Origin of the sequence: Pantoea sp. Ep11b, from assembly GCF_040783975.1 — a bacterium.
Lineage (GTDB): Bacteria > Pseudomonadota > Gammaproteobacteria > Enterobacterales > Enterobacteriaceae > Pantoea.
Map to the genome: position 1 here is coordinate 608355 of NZ_CP160631.1, position 17117 is coordinate 625471.

Consider the following 17117-nt stretch of genomic DNA (forward strand, 5'->3'; position numbering starts at 1 on the left):
CCCAGGCTCACACGACAGGTTAGTCATCGATCGATAGCATACCAACAGGAACCAGAACCGTTTTACGCCAGGCTCCTGATGAGTATTGCGTCAGACAATCAGAGTGCATACCGGGTGTGCTGATCAACAAAGGCTAAGCAGAAAAACGTTTGCCACCGTGTTCAAACCTGAATGTTTGAACACGGTAACGTGCTGGCCCGCGAGGGAGAAAACCTCGCGAATAAGGTAAATAAACCGACGGTGAAGGCATTGGAATGGATGGATGTCCAGCTCAGGACATCGCCCGCTCTTTCCGACCGTATGGCACGTGATCAGGCAGGCTTCTCGCTCTTAGGGCGCTGAATCATCGTCAGCCCTTTCAGGAAGTTACGCAGAATCTGATCGCCGCATTCGCGGTAGTTTTTATGGTCAGGCTTGCGGAAAATCGCGCCGACTTCGGCCTGCGAAACCGTAAAGTTCGCGCGCTTCAGCACCTCAGGAATGTCGGTGGTTTTCAGATCGAAAGCGATGCGCAGCTTCTTCATGAAGATGTTGTTGGTCATTTTGCGCTCAATCGATGGCGCAGGCGCATCTTCACTTTTACCGCGACGGTAGAAGATCAGGCCATTCAGGAAATACCCCATCAGCACGTCGGGGCAGGGGCGAAACGCGGCGTCGTCCTCTTTTTTCAGCCATGCCTGAATATCTGTCTGCGGCACGTCGCACTCTGCCAGCGCAAAAATTTCCACCATTTTCGCATCGCTCAGGTTAAGCATGTAGCGCACGCTGCGCAGAATATCGTTGTTAGTCATGGTGAAATCTTCTCATGGTCGGTCGACAGGCTGCGCATTATAGGGGATTTTGTCCGCGCCCGCGCAGGTTTGTGCCGATCGGCTTAACGCTGCAGCACGGCGCCCGGTCGCGCGGCATCGCGCACAAAGGGCAGATGCTCACAGGCGTGCTGGCGGGCAAAGCGGATAAAGGCTTCCAGCACCGGCTGGCGCTGTTCGCCGTCGCGCACTGCGGCATAGAGGCGGCTCCAGAGACCCTCGCCCAGCGTGCGGGTCACGACCAGCCCCTGCTTCTCAAAGCTCTCGACCACCCAGTGCGGCAGCGCGGCAATGCCCATACGCGCGGAAACCATCTGAATCATCAGCAGCGTGTTATCCACATTTTTCAGCGCCGGGCTGACGCCAGCAGGCTGCAGGAAGTGACGCCAGATATCCAGACGCTGACGCTGGACCGGGTAGATCATCAGGACCTCATCGGCCAGATCTTCCGGTGAGATCTGCTCCAGCTGCGCCAGCGGATGATCCGTTGCCAGCACCAGCCGCACCTCAAAATCAAACATCGGCGAGTAGAACAGACCCGAGCGTGCCAGGATATCGGAGGTCAGTACCACATCCAGCTCACCCTGTTGCAGCGCGGGCTGAGGATCAAAGGTCACGCCCGATTTGAAATCCATCACCACCTGCGGCCAGCTCTGACGGAATTTATCCAGCGCCGGGGTCAGCCACTGAATGCAGCTGTGGCACTCGATAGCGACCCGCAGCGTGGTCTGATGCGGCTCGTCGCAGGCCTGGAGTGCCTGCTGGATCTGTGGCAGCACCTGCTCCGCCAGTTGCAGCAGAATATCCCCCTGCGGGGTAAAACGCAGGGGCTGACTTTTACGCACAAACAGGCGGAATCCCAGACGCTGCTCCAGATCGCTGAACTGGTGAGACAACGCCGATTGCGTCTGATGGAGCTGGGCCGCTGCCGCAGCCAGCGATCCCGTATTGCGCAGAGCCTGAAGCGTCCGCAGGTGCTTGAGTTCGATCATGAGTGTCCTTCACATCGAAAATGAACATATTGCGCTTGAGCAACATACAGTACCCGCAGAGTATAGCAGTGTAAACATCTGGACGGCTAAACATCGTTGACTGCCCGGTTAAAGCAACGTGAACCTTTCTCTGGAGACTGGCACATGACTATCCTCAATCATACCCTCGGTTTTCCCCGTATTGGCCTGCATCGTGAACTGAAAAAAGCCCTGGAGCGTTACTGGGCGGGCGACAGCACCCAGGCGGCGCTTCTGGCGACGGGACGCGAGCTGCGCGCTCGTCACTGGCAGCAACAGAAAGAAGCTGGCGTCGATCTGCTGCCGGTGGGGGATTTCGCCTGGTATGATCATGTGCTGACCACCAGCCTGATGCTGGGCAATGTGCCTGAACGCCATCAGAACCCGGCGGGCACGATTGACCTCGACACGCTGTTCCGCCTCGGCCGGGGACGCGCCCCCTCCGGCGAACCCGTCGCGGCGGCCGAGATGACCAAATGGTTTAACACCAACTATCACTATCTGGTGCCGGAATTCAGCCGGGATCAGACCTTTAAGCTGAGCTGGACGCAGCTGCTGGATGAGGTGGATGAGGCACTGGCGCTGGGGCATAACATCAAGCCGGTGCTGCTGGGCCCGGTGACCTATCTGTGGCTGGGCAAGGTCAAAGGCGCGCCGTTTGAGCGTCTGTCGCTGCTGACGGCGATCCTGCCCGTCTATCAGCAGCTGCTGGCGGAACTGGCTAAGCGTGGCATTGAGTGGGTCCAGATTGATGAACCGGCACTGGCCCTTGAGCTGCCGCAGGCGTGGCGCGACGCTTTTCAACCGGCCTATGACGCCCTGCAGGGTCACTGCAGGCTGCTGCTGACCACCTATTTTGACAGCATCGGGCAGAACCTTGAGGTGATCCGCAGGCTGCCGGTGCAGGGGCTGCATGTGGATCTGGTGCATGGGGATGACGATATTGAGCAGCTGCATCAGCAGTTGCCCGCCAGCTGGCTGCTGTCGCTGGGCGTCATCAACGGACGCAACGTCTGGCGCACCGATCTGCGCCACTGGTTTGATCGCCTGCAACCGCTGGTCGCCCGGCGTCAGTTACTCTGGATCGGCTCCTCCTGCTCTCTGCTGCACAGCCCGATCGACCTCAGCACTGAAACGCATCTGGATGAGGAGGTCAGAAGCTGGCTGGCTTTTGCGCTGCAGAAGTGTGCTGAGCTGTCGCTGCTGAGCCAGGCGCTGAACCGCAACGAGGCAGCGTCGCTGGACGCCTGGAGCGCGCCGGTTCGCGCCCGCGCCCACTCCCGCCGGGTGCACAATGCGGCAGTGACGCAGCGTCTGCAGGCCATTACGCCCGAACAGAGCACACGCCAGAGCGCCTGGCCGGTGCGGAGTCGCCTGCAGCATCAGCGACTGCGCCTGCCCGCCTGGCCTGCCACTACCATCGGCTCTTTTCCACAGACCACGGAGATTCGCCGCCTGCGCCTCGACTTTAAGCAGGGGCGGCTCGACAGCAGCCATTATCGCACCGGCATCGCGGAGCATATCAGGCAGGCGATCCGCGAACAGGAGCGGCTGGGGCTGGACGTACTGGTTCACGGTGAAGCGGAACGTAACGATATGGTGGAGTATTTTGGCGAGCATCTGGAGGGATTTGCCTTTACCCGCAATGGCTGGGTGCAGAGCTACGGTTCGCGCTGCGTGAAGCCGCCCGTCATCATCGGCGATGTCAGCCGTCCGGCACCGATCACCGTCGAATGGGCCCGTTATGCGCAGTCGCTGACGGACAGACCGGTCAAAGGCATGCTGACCGGTCCGGTAACGATCCTCTGCTGGTCATTTCCGCGTGAAGATGTGCCACGGGAAACCCTCGCGAAACAGATCGCGCTGGCGCTGCGGGATGAGGTCGCCGATCTGCAGGAGGCGGGTATCGGGATCATTCAGATTGATGAGCCCGCCCTGCGGGAAGGTCTGCCGCTGCATCACTCGGCCTGGGCCGGTTATCTGAACTGGGCGGTGGAGGCTTTCCGGCTGACGGCGGGCGTGGCGCGGGATGAGACCCAGATTCACACCCATATGTGTTACTGCGAGTTCAGCGACATCATGGCGGCAATCGCGGCGCTGGATGCGGATGTGATCACCATTGAAACCGCGCGCTCTGACATGGATCTGCTGGCGTCGTTTGAACACTTCGACTATCCCAATGAGATCGGCCCCGGCGTCTATGATATTCACTCGCCCAATATTCCCAGCGTCGGGGAGATCGAAGCGTTGCTGCTGAAGGCAGCGAAACGCATCCCGGAAGCGCGGCTGTGGGTGAACCCGGACTGTGGTCTGAAAACGCGTGGCTGGACGGAAACGCGCCAGGCGCTGGCGAATATGGTACAGGCGGCGAAAAACCTGCGCGGGGAGAGGGTGTAGCCGACGGCCTGACAGTCAAAAACAGGAGCGCAGAAGCGCCCCTGTTTTTCATCTATCGTGAGGTAACACCATACTGCCTGAACCAGGCCAGCATCCGCTGCCAGCCATCCTGGGCGGATTCTGCATGGTAGCTCGGCCGGTAATCAGCATTAAACGCGTGTCCCGCCTCGGGATAAACGATGATCTCGGCGGTGGCATTGGCGGCGTGCAGCGCCTGACGCATCTGCTCGACGCTCTCCAGCGGGATCCCCTCATCCTGACCGCCATACAATCCCAGCACCGGCGCATTGAGATCGACAGCAATATCAATCGGGTGTTTCTGCTGCTTCAGGGTGCGCTCACCCACCAGTCGGCCATACCAGGCGACTGCGGCCCGCAGCTGGGGATTATGCGCGGCATAGAGCCAGCTGATGCGGCCCCCCCAGCAGAAACCGGTGATGCCCATGCGGCGGATGTCGCCGCCGTTACGTGCGGCCCAGTTGGCGGCGTGATCGAGATCGGAGAGCACCTGGCTGTCCGGCACTTTGCTGACCAGTTCGCTGAACAGCGTCGGGATATCGTGATATTCCGACGGATCGCCCTCGCGGAAGTAGAGTTCAGGCGCGATAGCCAGATAACCCTCCAGCGCCAGGCGGCGGCAGATATCCCGGATGTGTTCATGCACACCAAAGATCTCCTGCACCACCAGCACAACAGGCAGTGGGCCGTCTGCGCCCTGCGGCTTAGCGAAGTAAGCTGGCATGTTTTCGCCCTGGCTGGGCACTGAGGTTTCACCCGCATGAATAGCCGGGCTATCGGTCATAATGGTGGTGGCGGCGGTGGGCTGCACGGCAGCGGCAAAGCCGTCCGTCGCCGGTTTTTGTGCCATATTATCACTGGGTTTCATGAGTCTCTCCGTGCAAGCAATTGCGCAATCAGGTAACTATAGCCTGGCTGTAAACCGCGCGCGCCAGGTACCGGGCCACAGGGTCAGCAGCGAATACAATCCTCCCACTCTTTAACATTGCGCTAACGCTGGCACAGCCTCGCTGCGCACAGTCCCGGTAAAGAAGATGTATTTATGTGATGGTTATCTCAATTTGAATTCTGAAAAATGTAACTTTCATTTTCTTAAGTGAAAGCTGTCACATATTTATCGGGCGTGCTGACGTAAAGTGGCGCAATACTTTCCCTTAACAGGAGTCTGAAAATGACACAGTCTGACGTTTTCCATCTGGGCCTGACTAAAGCCGACCTGCAGGGCGCTACCCTGGCGATTGTGCCCGGCGATCCGGAGCGCGTGAAGAAAATTGCCGGACTGATGGAAGATGCCACGCATCTCGCCTCACACCGTGAATTTACCTCCTGGCTGGCAAAACTGGATGGCAAGCCCGTTGTCGTCTGCTCCACCGGCATCGGTGGTCCTTCCACCTCCATTGCGGTTGAAGAGCTGGCGCAGCTTGGTGTGCGGACCTTCCTGCGCGTCGGCACCACGGGCGCGATCCAGCCTCATATCAACGTCGGCGATGTACTGGTGACAACGGCGTCGGTTCGCCTGGACGGTGCCAGCCTGCACTTCGCACCGATGGAGTTCCCGGCAGTGGCCGATTTCAGTTGCACCACGGCCCTGGTCGCGGCCGCAGAAGCCTGTGGCGCGAAGACCCATATTGGCATCACCGCTTCCTCTGACACTTTCTATCCGGGCCAGGAGCGTTACGACACCGTTTCAGGACGGGTAGTCAGTCGCTTCAAAGGATCGATGAAGGAGTGGCAGGAGATGGGCGTCCTCAACTATGAGATGGAATCCGCTACACTGTTAACCATGTGCGCCAGCCAGGGTCTGCGAGCCGGCATGGTGGCGGGCGTGATTGTGAACCGTACTCAGAAAGAGATCCCGGATGCGGTCACGATGAAACAGACAGAAAGTGACGCAGTGAAGATTGTGGTCGAAGCGGCGCGTCGCTTGCTGTAACGGTCGCGTCAGGCAGCAGGTTTTCCGGGCCCGGAACCTGCTGCTGGTCGTTAACGGCGCGTAGCATCAGTAGAACCTGAGGATGTTTATGCGCCCTACCTTTCCTGCCCGACGTCCTGCCCCTGGCCTCAATCCCGCCGCACTTCATGCGCGGCTGGAACGCAGTGCCGAACGTTTCCGCGCCGCCATGCAACAGGGCGACTATGCGCTGGCCGCCCGCTGCTGTGAAGAGGTGCTGCGGTCAATGCCGAATCAGATGCAGGTTCTGAGCGACTATGCTCTCTGCCTGCTGCGTCTGGGCCAGCATGCCAAAGCGTACAAAACCTATCAGAAGATCCTTCAGTCGCCACCTGCGGTGCAGGCCACCGCCTCCGAAACCTGGCTGGATGGCTTAACCGAAGTGTGCGGCTGGCTGAATAAACGCGAGGAGGTAGCGCAGTATGGGCTGGCCTCGCTGATGCGCTCGGATGCGCGTTTCAGTCAGGGGCAGCGCGCAGCGTTTCCGGCCCCGCAGCCCGAACCCGCCGATCTCAGCCAGCCAGAGCAGAACGTTATCGCCTTCTCTCTGTATGGCGATCAGCCTCGCTACTGTGAAACCTTAATTAAAAACGTGGAAGTGGCACCGGCGCTCTATCCCGGCTGGAGCTGTCTTATCTATCTCGACGACAGCGTGCCGCAGCATGTCTGGCAGCGTCTGGATCAGCCACACGTCAGGCTGATCGATATGTCGCACGAGAAAACGCTCTATCCAACCCTGTGGCGTTTTCTGGTGCTCGACGATCCGCAGGTGAAACGCTTTATCGTGCGCGATGCCGACTCGCTGCTCTCGGAGCGGGAAGCCGCAGCGGTTAACGCCTGGCTCGCCTCGCCTTACTGGTTCCACCATATGCGTGATTACTTCTCGCATACCGAACTGCTGCTGGCGGGCATGTGGGGCGGCTGTCACGGCGTCTTCCGGGACGTGGAGCAGGCGATGCGCGATTTCATTGCGCAGTATCAGGGGAGCCAGCGCTTCACCGACCAGTATTTCCTGAAGGTGGCGCTATGGCCGACGGTGCGTGAAAGTCTTCTGAGCCACGATGAAATTTTCCATTTTCATCAGGCCCGTCCCTGGCCTGACCATGCCCCCGTACGCTGGCAGACGCCCCATTTCCATGTGGGCAGCAATGCCGGGTTTGCCAGTATGACCGGTAAATCGGCGGCGGCGGATGGCAGCCGCCAGCGCGTTGCAATCACCGCCGGAGAGAGAACCTGGCACTATCTGGCGCAGGTCAGCAAGGGCGAGTGGCAGCTGCCCATGCCGTTCTTTCTCATCGACGAGTGGCAGGCGGGAAGGCTACTGGTAGCGGCTCTCTAAGGCGCTGAATCCCGGTAAAATTATCTGGACATTCATACAGTGCGACTCTACCTTTTCCCTCAGCAGCCTGAGTCGGGGGAAATCATGGATCAGCATATTATCATCAGCGCCTGTCTGGCGCTTGCCGGGGCGGGGATTGGCTGGATGCTGGCACAGTTACGTGCCGGTCATCTGGTTGCCCGTTTTCAGACCGAGCGTCGTCTGCTGGAGGAGGCGCAACAGCGTCAGCAGCAGCAGATCGATCAGCTTCAGCAGCAGGCGCAGCAGCGCGAGCAGGAGCTGCGTCAGCTTCACGGCGCGCTGAGCGGGGCCACCGAGCGGCTGCAGCAGCTCGATTACTGGCGTAACGAAAGCGAACAGCTTAATCGCGAACTGCGCAATCAGCTGGAGGTGAACAGCGCGCAGGAAGCGGAGCTGCGCGAAGTGACCATTCGTCTGGAAGAGACCCGCTACGCCGCAGAAGAGAAACAGCGCCTGCTGACCAACAGCGAACAGCGTCTCAGCGCCCAGTTTGAAAACCTTGCCAACCGTATTTTCGAAAACAGCGGCCGTCGCGTTGATGAACAGAACCGTCAGAGCCTGAACGGGCTGATCGGCCCGCTGCGTGAGCAGCTGGATGGCTTCCGTCGACAGGTGCATGAAAGCTTTGGCGCAGAGGCGCGCGAGCGCCATACCCTGACCCACGAAATCCGCCAGCTGCAGCAGCTGAATGCGCAGATGGCGCAGGAGGCGCTTAACCTGACGAAGGCGCTGAAGGGCGACAACAAAATCCAGGGTAACTGGGGGGAAGTGGTACTGAGCCGGGTGCTGGAAGCCTCCGGGCTGCGGGAAGGTTACGAATATGAAACGCAGGTCAGCATCCAGTCAGAACAGCAGGGCAGGATGCAGCCGGATGTGATTGTGCGTCTGCCGCAGGGCAAGGATGTGGTGGTGGACGCCAAGATGACGCTGGTGGCCTATGAGCGTTATTTCAATGCAGAGGATGAAATCGCCCGTGAGCAGGCGATTCAGGAGCATGTCAGCGCCATGCGCGCGCACATCCGCCTGCTGAGCCGAAAAGATTATCAGCAGCTTCCCGGCTTGCGGTCGCTGGATTATGTGCTGATGTTTATTCCGGTGGAGCCCGCCTTTCTGCTGGCGATTGACCGGCAGCCTGAACTGATTAGCGAGGCGCTGCAGCAGAATATTATGCTGGTCAGCCCCACCACGCTGCTGGTGGCGCTGCGCACCATTAACAATCTGTGGCGCTATGAGCACCAGAGCCGCAATGCCCAGCGGATAGCCGATCGGGCGGCGCGGCTCTACGACAAGATGCGGCTCTTCGTGGATGATATGAGCGGGATCGGCCATAGCCTGGATAAGGCTCAGAACAGCTACCGCGAGGCGATGAAAAAGCTGGCAGAAGGGCGCGGTAACCTGATTGCCCAGAGCGAGGGATTCCGGGCGCTGGGCGTGGAGATCAAACGCCCCATCAACCCGCAATTAGCCGAACGCGCCATGCCGGAAAACCGGCTGGAAGAGGAGGCCGATGAGGAGAGGGAGGGGGAGGAGCGTGAGCCGCGTGTGAGACGCCTCCACGAATAGTATGGGCGCAACGTGCCTGACTTCCGTGACTCTGATACACTTCGGGAAGTATTGTTTGTGGAGCAGGTAAAACCGATGGCAGATGAATCACAGCAGGAAACCACCCATTTTGGCTTTCAGACGGTCGCCAAAAGCGAAAAAGCGGACAAAGTTGCGGACGTATTTCACTCCGTAGCCGCAAAATATGACCTGATGAACGATTTGATGTCGTTTGGCGTCCATCGTATCTGGAAGCGTTTTACCATTGACAGCAGCGGCGTACGTCGCGGTCAGCGCGTGCTGGACCTGGCGGGCGGAACGGGCGATCTGACGGCGAAATTCTCGCGTCTGGTCGGCGAAACGGGTCAGGTTGTTCTGGCCGATATCAACAGCTCCATGCTGAAGATGGGCCGCGAAAAGCTGCGCAATCAGGGCGTGGTTGGCAATGTCAGTTACGTGCAGGCCAACGCAGAAGCGCTGCCATTCCCCGATAACTATTTCGACTGCATCACCATCTCCTTTGGCCTGCGCAACGTCACGGAAAAAGAGAAGGCGCTGGCTTCTATGTTCCGCGTCCTTAAGCCAGGCGGACGTCTGCTGGTGCTGGAGTTCTCTAAGCCCGTGCTGGATCCGCTGAGCAAGGCGTATGACGCCTACTCGTTCCATATTCTGCCGCGCATCGGACAGCTGGTGGCGCAGGATGCAGAGAGCTATCGCTATCTGGCCGAATCGATCCGCATGCATCCCGATCAGGAGACCCTGAAAGCGATGATGAACGATGTTGGCTTTGAAAATACCACTTACTCCAATATGACCGGCGGCATCGTGGCGCTGCATCGTGGATTTAAGTTCTGAGTGAGATGGTCATGAACCTGACGCCCTTGATTACCGCAGGCCTGGAAACGGCGCTGAACCGTATTCTTTATCGCGATCGCGGCCTGAAATCAGCGCGGCAACGCCTGAATGGCAGAGTACTGACGCTGCGCCTGAAAGAGTTCTCTCATCCGCTGGTGCTGGTGTTCAGTGAACAGCAGCTCGATGTGCTGGCTGACTGGCAGGATCGCAGCGACTGCACGGTGATCACGTCGCTAAAAACCCTGCCGAAGCTGCGCGATCGCCAGCAGCTGACGCCGCTGATCCGCAGCGGTGAGCTGCAGGTCGACGGCGACCTGCAGGTCGTGCAGCAGTTCTCTGCGCTGATGGATCTGGCGGAGCTGGATCCGGCAGAATATCTGGCGCCCTGGGTCGGCGATATCGCTGCGCAGGGCATCAGTCAGCGCTCACAACAGGCTTTGCGCTTTTTCAGAGGTGAAGTGCAGCGTCGCCAGGATTATCTCGGACAGGCCATCACGGAAGAGTGGCGTGTTGCGCCTGGCTCGCTGGAGTTAGCCTGGTTTTCTGAGGAGGTCGATGCGATGGAACGTTCGCTTGAGGCGCTTGATGCGCGTCTGGCGCAGCTGGAGGCAAAATGAGTTTTGGAGAGATCCGCCGCTTATATCTGATCATGAAGGTGTTTCTGACCTATGGCCTTGATGAACTGATCCCTCAGACACGCCTTACTTTCCTGTTCCGCCTGTGGCGTCGCTCTGTTTTCTGGATCCCTAACCTGCATCAGCATGAACCGGTCGGTGCCCGTATGCGCATGGCAATGGAGCAACTGGGTCCGGTCTGGATCAAGTTTGGCCAGATGCTGTCAACCCGCCGGGATCTCTTCCCGCCGCTGATCGCCGATCAGCTTGCCATCCTGCAGGACCGTGTCGCGCCCTTTGATGGCGTCAAAGCCAAAGCACAGATTGAAGCCTCTATGGGCGCGCCGATTGAAACCTGGTTTGACGATTTTGACATCAAACCGCTGGCGTCAGCCTCTATCGCGCAGGTGCACACCGCCACGCTCAAATCGAACGGTAAGGCCGTGGTGATCAAAGTGATCCGCCCAGACATTCTGCCGGTGATCAAAGCGGACATGAAGCTGATCTATCGTCTGGCTCGCTGGGTGCCGCGTCTGCTGCCGGATGGCCGTCGTCTGCGTCCGGTCGAGGTGGTGCGCGACTATGAGAAAACCCTGCTGGATGAGCTGAACCTGCTGCGTGAAGCCGCCAACGCGATTCAGCTGCGCCGGAACTTCGAAGACAGCCGCATGCTCTATGTGCCGGAAGTCTATTCCGACTACTGCAGCGAAACCATGATGGTCATGGAGCGCATCTACGGGATCCCGATTTCTGATGTGGCGACGCTGGAGCGACATGGCGTCAACATGAAGCTGCTGGCGGAACGTGGCGTGCAGGTCTTCTTCACCCAGGTTTTCCGCGACAGTTTCTTCCATGCCGACATGCATCCGGGCAACATTTTTGTCAGCTATGAACATCCTGAAGACCCGCAATATATCGGTATCGACTGCGGGATTGTGGGGTCGCTGAACAAGGAAGATAAGCGCTATCTGGCGGAAAACTTTATCGCCTTCTTCAACCGCGACTATCGCAAGGTAGCGGAGCTGCATGTGGATTCCGGCTGGGTGCCGCCTGATACCAACGTGGAAGATTTCGAATTTGCGATTCGCACCGTCTGTGAACCGATTTTTGAAAAGCCGCTGGCTGAAATCTCCTTCGGGCATGTGCTGCTGAACCTGTTTAACACGGCCCGTCGCTTTAATATGGAAGTGCAGCCGCAGCTGGTGCTGCTGCAGAAAACGCTGCTCTACGTGGAAGGCATTGGCCGTCAGCTCTATCCCCAGCTTGACCTGTGGAAGACGGCGAAGCCATTCCTGGAGGAGTGGATCAAGGATCAGGTGGGACTCTCCGCGCTGGTGCGGGCGGTTAAAGAGAAAGCGCCATTCTGGGCTGAAAAGTTACCCGAGCTGCCCGAACTCTTTTACGACAGCATGCGTCAGCACAAACTTCTGCGCCACAGCGTCGATAAATTAGTGGGCGATCTGAATGTGCAGCGCGTCCGTCATCATCAGGCGCGTTACCTGTTTGGTGTCGGAGCCACACTGCTGTTAAGCGGAACAGCGGTTCTGCTCGCCAGGCCGGACTGGGACTTCTTTCCGGCGGTGCTGATGGCGGCGGGAATCGTCTCCTGGGTTATCGGCTGGCGTAAGACAAACTGATTGTCACGTCTGGCTAAAAAAAGGTAATGTCGCTGGTTCAGGCCCGGCTAAGAAGGGCTCGCTGTGGTGCATTACCTCATCATTTTCATAGAACATCAGAGGCTATCTCATGGGCGGTATCAGTATCTGGCAATTGTTAATCATTGCCGTGATTGTTGTACTTCTGTTCGGTACCAACAAGTTACGTAATCTGGGGTCAGATTTAGGTTCGTCGATTCGTGGTTTCAAAAAAGCCATGAGCGATGAAGATGACAAAAAGGATCAACCGAAAGATCAGGACGCTGACTTCGCGGCGAAAACGCTGGCGGACAAACAGCCCACGTCGGCTAACAAAGAAGAAGCCAAGAACGACAAGCAGGTGTAAACCGTGTTCGATATTGGTTTTAGTGAACTGGTTTTGGTGTTCGTTATCGGGCTGATTGTTCTCGGCCCGCAACGTTTACCGGTTGCGGTGAAAACCGTGGTCGGCTGGATCCGGGCGATTCGTTCGCTGGCAGCCAATGTACAACATGAACTGGCGCAGGAGCTGAAGCTGCAGGAGCTGCAGGACAGCCTGAAAAAGGTGGAAGAGGCGAGCCGCGGCACTCTCTCCCCTGAGCTGAAAGAGTCGATGGAAGAGCTGCGTAAAACCGCGGATTCAATGAAGCGCTCGGTCAGTCAGAGCATCGACATTGAAAAAGAGGAAGACGAGGCTAACACCATCCATTCTGCCCGGCACAACGCCACGCCACCGCCGGCCGCTGAGCCTGCGGCAACTCCGGCGACGGCAGAACAGCAGGCCAGCGCACCCGCGCAGGCACCCGCTGCGGTGTCCGCCGATCCGGCTGTGCACGGCTCTGCTGCCCCTTCCGGTGCAGCCAGCGCACCCGCGCAGGCACCGGCTGCGGCGTCCTCCGATCCGGCTGCGCACGGCTCTGCTGCCCCTTCCGGTGCAGCCAGCGCACCCGCGCAGGCGCCCGCTGGCGATGTGGTCAGAACGGCTGATGCCGGGCGTCCTGCCGCACCCTCCTCTTCTGCAGGTGATGAACGATAATGGCCGTTGAAGATACCCAACCGCTCATCAGTCATCTGATTGAGCTGCGTAAGCGATTACTGAACTGCATCATCGCCGTATTAGCCATTTTTCTGGTGCTGGTTTTCTTCGCCAACGACATCTATCAGCTGATTGCGGCCCCGTTAATCAGCCAGATGCCGGTCGGCTCCAGCATGATTGCGACCGATGTGGCTTCGCCTTTTTTCACCCCGATTAAGCTGACCATCATTGTGTCGGTGTTTCTTGCGGTGCCGGTGATCCTCTATCAGGTCTGGGCCTTTGTCGCCCCGGCGCTATACCGGCATGAACGCCGGCTGGTGATGCCGCTGCTGTTTTCCAGCACCTTTCTGTTCTACTTCGGTGTGGCCTTTGCCTATTTCGTGGTCTTCCCGCTGGCATTTGGCTTCTTCACCAAGACCGCGCCGATTGGCGTCACCGTCGCGACAGATATCGCCAAGTATCTCGATTTTGTCATGACGCTGTTTATGGCCTTTGGTGTGGCGTTTGAGGTGCCGGTGGCGATCGTGCTGCTCTGCTGGACCGGCATTACCAGCCCGGAAGATTTGAAAAAGAAACGTCCCTATATTCTGGTGGGCGCGTTTGTGGTTGGGATGTTGCTCACACCGCCGGACGTTTTTTCCCAAACTTTGCTCGCTATTCCGATGTACTGCCTGTTTGAAGTCGGCGTATTCTTTTCCCGTTACTACGTGGGTAAAGGCCGCCGCTTGCAGGATGAGGAAGAGAACACCGACTCCTGACGCTGACACTCTTACCCGCCCTGGCGGGAAGCGATCGCTGCAAACCGCCCTGATGGGCGGTTTTTTGTTTTATAAACTGTGGGAAAAATTATGTTTGATATCGGTGTAAACCTGACCAGCACGCAATTCGCCGCCGATCGGCAAAAGGTGGTTAAACGCGCGCGTGATGCGGGCGTCACCGGGATGCTGATTACCGGCACCAACGCGCTGGAGAGCCAGCAGGCGCAGCGGCTGGCTGAAGATCAACCGGGTTTCTGCTGGTCCACCGCGGGCGTTCACCCGCATCACGCCAGCGAGTGGTCTGCGGAAATCGCCAATACCCTGCGTCGTCTGGCGGAAAAACCGGAAGTAGTGGCTATCGGTGAGTGCGGACTCGATTTCAACCGCAACCTCTCCGCGCATGAGCAGCAGGAGTATGCGTTTGACGCGCAGCTGGCGCTGGCGGCCGAACTCAATATGCCGGTGTTTCTGCACTGCCGCGAAGCCCATGCGCGTTTTGCCGCAGTCCTGGCCCCCTGGCTGCCAAAACTGCCTGGCGCGGTGATCCACTGCTTTACCGGCACGCGCGATGAGCTGGAAGCCTGTCTGGCGATGGGCTTATCGGTAGGGATTACGGGCTGGGTATGCGACGAACGACGGGGGCTGGAACTGCGTGAGCTGCTGCCGCTGATCCCGGCCGACCGTCTGCTGCTGGAGACGGATGCGCCCTATCTGCTGCCGCGCGATATGCGTCCGCGTCCGACCTCGCGCCGCAACGAGCCCTGCTTTTTACCGCATATTGTGAATCAGGTAGCAACCTGGCGTGGCGAGAGTGCTGAGGCGCTGGCGGTCCGTGTCGATCAGAATGCGCGGACGCTGTTCAGACTGGCTTAAACTTTACGGAACTGCTTGTTATCGACGCTGCGCATCACCTGCTTGTTCAGCAGATTGAGCAGCAGAATTGAGCGCGTTTCACCATCCGGTTCAGCAAAGATGGCGCGCAGCCCCTCAAACGTACCTTCTGTGATCACCACTTCATCGCCGCTTTGAGGGGTTTCCGGGTCGAGCAGGATTTGCGGGACGTCGGTTTCCAGCGCTTCGATCACGGCCGTCGGCACCGTGGCAGGCGTGGTGCCGAAGCGCACAAAGTGGCTGACGCCGCGCGTGCTGCTGATCGTCGTCGTGTGAATCGCTTCGGGATCGAACTCGATAAACAGGTAATTAGGAAACAGAGGCTCACTCACGGTGGTGCGTTTACCGCGCACGATCTTTTCCAGAGCGATCATCGGACTCAGGCAATGCACTTCCTGCCGCTCCAGATGCTCCTTCGCGCGTAATAGCTGTCCACGTTTGCAATAGAGTAAGTACCAGGATTCCATAACTGCTCCCATCGAATGGACGCTAAGAATAGCAAACCTGCTGCCAGAGTTATAGCGCAGGGGCAGCGTAAAGCGTCCCCTGGTGAAAATAAACTGAGACTTTTCTTAACCTGCCGGATCATGGCAGAAACCGCGACGGAAAATTGACGTCTGCTACCGCTCTGTATCAGACTCGATAACCATCACGGCGGCTGTCGTATAAACCTCAGCATATCCGCCTAATCAGACCTATAATGGCCGATTCACTCTGGCCGGAAAGTTAAAGCCGCATGAAATATCACGATTTAAGAGACTTTCTCGCGCTGCTCGAACAGCGTGGTGAGCTAAAGCGCATTACCCAGTCGATCGATCCCGAACTGGAGATGACTGAAATTGCTGACCGCACCCTGCGTGCCGGTGGCCCCGCTCTGCTGTTTGAAAACCCGAAAGGGTATGACATGCCGGTGCTGTGCAACCTGTTTGGCACGCCAAAGCGCGTGGCCATGGGCATGGGCCAGGAGGATGTCAGCGCCCTGCGCGAAGTGGGTAAGCTGCTGGCCTTTCTGAAAGAGCCGGAACCGCCAAGAGGTTTCCGCGATCTGTTCGACAAGATGCCGCAGTTTAAGCAGGTGCTGAATATGCCGACCAAACGGCTGCGTAATGCCCCCTGTCAGGAGGTGGTGTTCAGCGGCGATGAGGTCGATCTGACGCGTATCCCGGTGATGCGGTGCTGGCCGGGCGATGCGGCTCCGCTGATTACCTGGGGTCTGACCGTGACGCGCGGACCGCACAAAGAGCGGCAGAATCTCGGCATCTATCGCCAGCAGGTGATAGGCAAAAACCGGCTGATTATGCGCTGGCTGTCGCACCGTGGCGGCGCGCTGGATTATCTGGAGTGGACAAAAGCGCATCCGGGCGAGCGTTTTCCGGTGTCTGTGGCGCTGGGTGCTGATCCCGCCACTATCCTTGGTGCCGTGACGCCGGTACCGGATACCCTGTCGGAATATGCCTTTGCCGGTCTGCTGCGCGGTAACAAAACCGAAGTGGTGAAGTGTCTGTCGAACAACCTCGAAGTGCCCGCCAGCGCGGAGATTGTGCTCGAAGGGTATATCGAAGCGGGGGATATGGCCCCTGAAGGCCCTTACGGCGACCACACTGGCTACTACAATGAAGTGGATAGCTTCCCGGTCTTTACCGTCACGCATATTACTCAGCGTCATCAGGCTATCTATCACTCCACCTACACCGGCCGGCCGCCGGATGAGCCTGCGGTGCTGGGTGTGGCGCTGAATGAAGTGCTGGTGCCGATTCTGGTGAAGCAGTTCCCGGAGATCGTGGACTTCTATCTGCCGCCGGAAGGATGCTCATACCGGCTGGCCGTCGTCACCATTAAAAAGCAGTACGCCGGACACGCCAAACGTGTCATGTTTGGCGTCTGGTCATTTTTACGGCAGTTCATGTACACCAAATTTGTTATTGTGTGTGACGATGATGTTAATGCGCGTGACTGGAACGATGTGATCTGGGCGATTACGACGCGAATGGATCCGGCCCGCGATACGGTATTAGTGGAAAATACCCCGATCGATTATCTCGATTTCGCTTCACCCGTCTCCGGACTGGGGTCGAAGATGGGAATGGATGCAACCAATAAGTGGCCGGGTGAAACGCAGCGCGAATGGGGCACACCCATCGTCAAGGATCCTGCGGTGACCGCGCGCATTGATGCTATCTGGGATGAGCTAGGTATTTTTGATCAGCCGCCACAGCGTTGATGGCGAGCACAACCATAAAGA

16 protein-coding genes are annotated in these 17117 nt (G+C 58.4%); 12 read left to right on the plus strand and 4 right to left on the minus strand.

Features of this window, described 5'->3' with window-relative positions; all coding sequences use genetic code 11:
• Nucleotides 1-311: 311 nt before the first annotated feature.
• Nucleotides 312-791: a DUF1456 family protein gene (locus AB1748_RS02840; RefSeq protein WP_111139754.1), complete on the minus strand. Its 480-nt coding sequence runs from the start codon at nucleotides 789-791 to the stop codon at nucleotides 312-314.
• An 83-nt stretch (nucleotides 792-874) separates the two neighbouring features.
• Nucleotides 875-1801, minus strand: a complete 927-nt coding sequence (metR, locus tag AB1748_RS02845; protein ID WP_140917365.1) for an HTH-type transcriptional regulator MetR — start codon at nucleotides 1799-1801, stop codon at nucleotides 875-877.
• Nucleotides 1802-1945: 144 nt separating this feature from the next.
• Here metR and metE point away from each other — a divergent pair, with 144 nt between their 5' ends.
• The gene (gene metE, locus AB1748_RS02850) at nucleotides 1946-4216 is read left to right on the plus strand and encodes a 5-methyltetrahydropteroyltriglutamate--homocysteine S-methyltransferase (protein ID WP_367395978.1); all 2271 of its coding nucleotides are present in this window, start codon (nucleotides 1946-1948) and stop codon (nucleotides 4214-4216) included.
• A gap of 52 nt (nucleotides 4217-4268) precedes the next feature.
• Here the strand turns inward: metE and AB1748_RS02855 are convergent, their stop codons facing one another.
• Nucleotides 4269-5102: a dienelactone hydrolase family protein gene (locus AB1748_RS02855; RefSeq protein WP_111139751.1), complete on the minus strand. Its 834-nt coding sequence runs from the start codon at nucleotides 5100-5102 to the stop codon at nucleotides 4269-4271.
• Between the two features lie 303 nt (nucleotides 5103-5405).
• Here AB1748_RS02855 and udp point away from each other — a divergent pair, with 303 nt between their 5' ends.
• From udp to tatD, 10 genes are all read left to right on the plus strand, one after another.
• Nucleotides 5406-6167: a uridine phosphorylase gene (gene udp, locus AB1748_RS02860; RefSeq protein WP_111139750.1), complete on the plus strand. Its 762-nt coding sequence runs from the start codon at nucleotides 5406-5408 to the stop codon at nucleotides 6165-6167.
• 88 nt (nucleotides 6168-6255) lie between these two features.
• Nucleotides 6256-7524, plus strand: a complete 1269-nt coding sequence (locus AB1748_RS02865) for a tetratricopeptide repeat protein (RefSeq protein ID WP_111139749.1) — start codon at nucleotides 6256-6258, stop codon at nucleotides 7522-7524.
• An 84-nt stretch (nucleotides 7525-7608) separates the two neighbouring features.
• A complete protein-coding gene (gene rmuC, locus AB1748_RS02870; protein WP_367395979.1) occupies nucleotides 7609-9108 on the plus strand; it encodes a DNA recombination protein RmuC in 1500 nt (499 codons plus the stop codon).
• A 75-nt stretch (nucleotides 9109-9183) separates the two neighbouring features.
• Nucleotides 9184-9942 carry a bifunctional demethylmenaquinone methyltransferase/2-methoxy-6-polyprenyl-1,4-benzoquinol methylase UbiE gene (gene ubiE, locus AB1748_RS02875; protein ID WP_008926452.1) on the plus strand — a complete coding sequence of 253 codons (759 nt, stop codon included), beginning with the start codon at nucleotides 9184-9186 and terminating at the stop codon, nucleotides 9940-9942.
• Nucleotides 9943-9953: 11 nt separating this feature from the next.
• A complete protein-coding gene (locus AB1748_RS02880; protein WP_111139769.1) occupies nucleotides 9954-10559 on the plus strand; it encodes an SCP2 domain-containing protein in 606 nt (201 codons plus the stop codon).
• Nucleotides 10556-12193, plus strand: a complete 1638-nt coding sequence (gene ubiB, locus AB1748_RS02885) for a ubiquinone biosynthesis regulatory protein kinase UbiB (protein ID WP_111139747.1) — start codon at nucleotides 10556-10558, stop codon at nucleotides 12191-12193. Before AB1748_RS02880 ends, ubiB begins: the two co-directional genes overlap by 4 nt.
• Nucleotides 12194-12302: 109 nt before the next feature.
• The gene (gene tatA / locus AB1748_RS02890; RefSeq protein WP_111139746.1) at nucleotides 12303-12557 is read left to right on the plus strand and encodes a Sec-independent protein translocase subunit TatA; all 255 of its coding nucleotides are present in this window, start codon (nucleotides 12303-12305) and stop codon (nucleotides 12555-12557) included.
• Nucleotides 12558-12560: 3 nt separating this feature from the next.
• Entirely contained in the window at nucleotides 12561-13226 is a 666-nt protein-coding gene (tatB, locus tag AB1748_RS02895) for a Sec-independent protein translocase protein TatB (protein WP_367395980.1), read from the plus strand.
• Nucleotides 13226-13984, plus strand: a complete 759-nt coding sequence (gene tatC, locus AB1748_RS02900; protein WP_111139744.1) for a Sec-independent protein translocase subunit TatC — start codon at nucleotides 13226-13228, stop codon at nucleotides 13982-13984. Before tatB ends, tatC begins: the two co-directional genes overlap by 1 nt.
• 90 nt (nucleotides 13985-14074) lie before the next feature.
• The gene (gene tatD / locus AB1748_RS02905; protein WP_367395981.1) at nucleotides 14075-14857 is read left to right on the plus strand and encodes a 3'-5' ssDNA/RNA exonuclease TatD; all 783 of its coding nucleotides are present in this window, start codon (nucleotides 14075-14077) and stop codon (nucleotides 14855-14857) included.
• Here the strand turns inward: tatD and rfaH are convergent.
• A complete protein-coding gene (gene rfaH / locus AB1748_RS02910) occupies nucleotides 14854-15342 on the minus strand; it encodes a transcription/translation regulatory transformer protein RfaH (RefSeq protein ID WP_111139742.1) in 489 nt (162 codons plus the stop codon). The genes tatD and rfaH overlap by 4 nt on opposite strands.
• Nucleotides 15343-15611: 269 nt before the next feature.
• Between rfaH and ubiD the strand changes: the two genes are divergently transcribed.
• Nucleotides 15612-17096 (plus strand): 4-hydroxy-3-polyprenylbenzoate decarboxylase, encoded by a 1485-nt coding sequence (gene ubiD / locus AB1748_RS02915; RefSeq protein ID WP_367395982.1) that lies wholly within the window; start codon nucleotides 15612-15614, stop codon nucleotides 17094-17096.
• Nucleotides 17097-17117 lie beyond the last annotated feature (21 nt).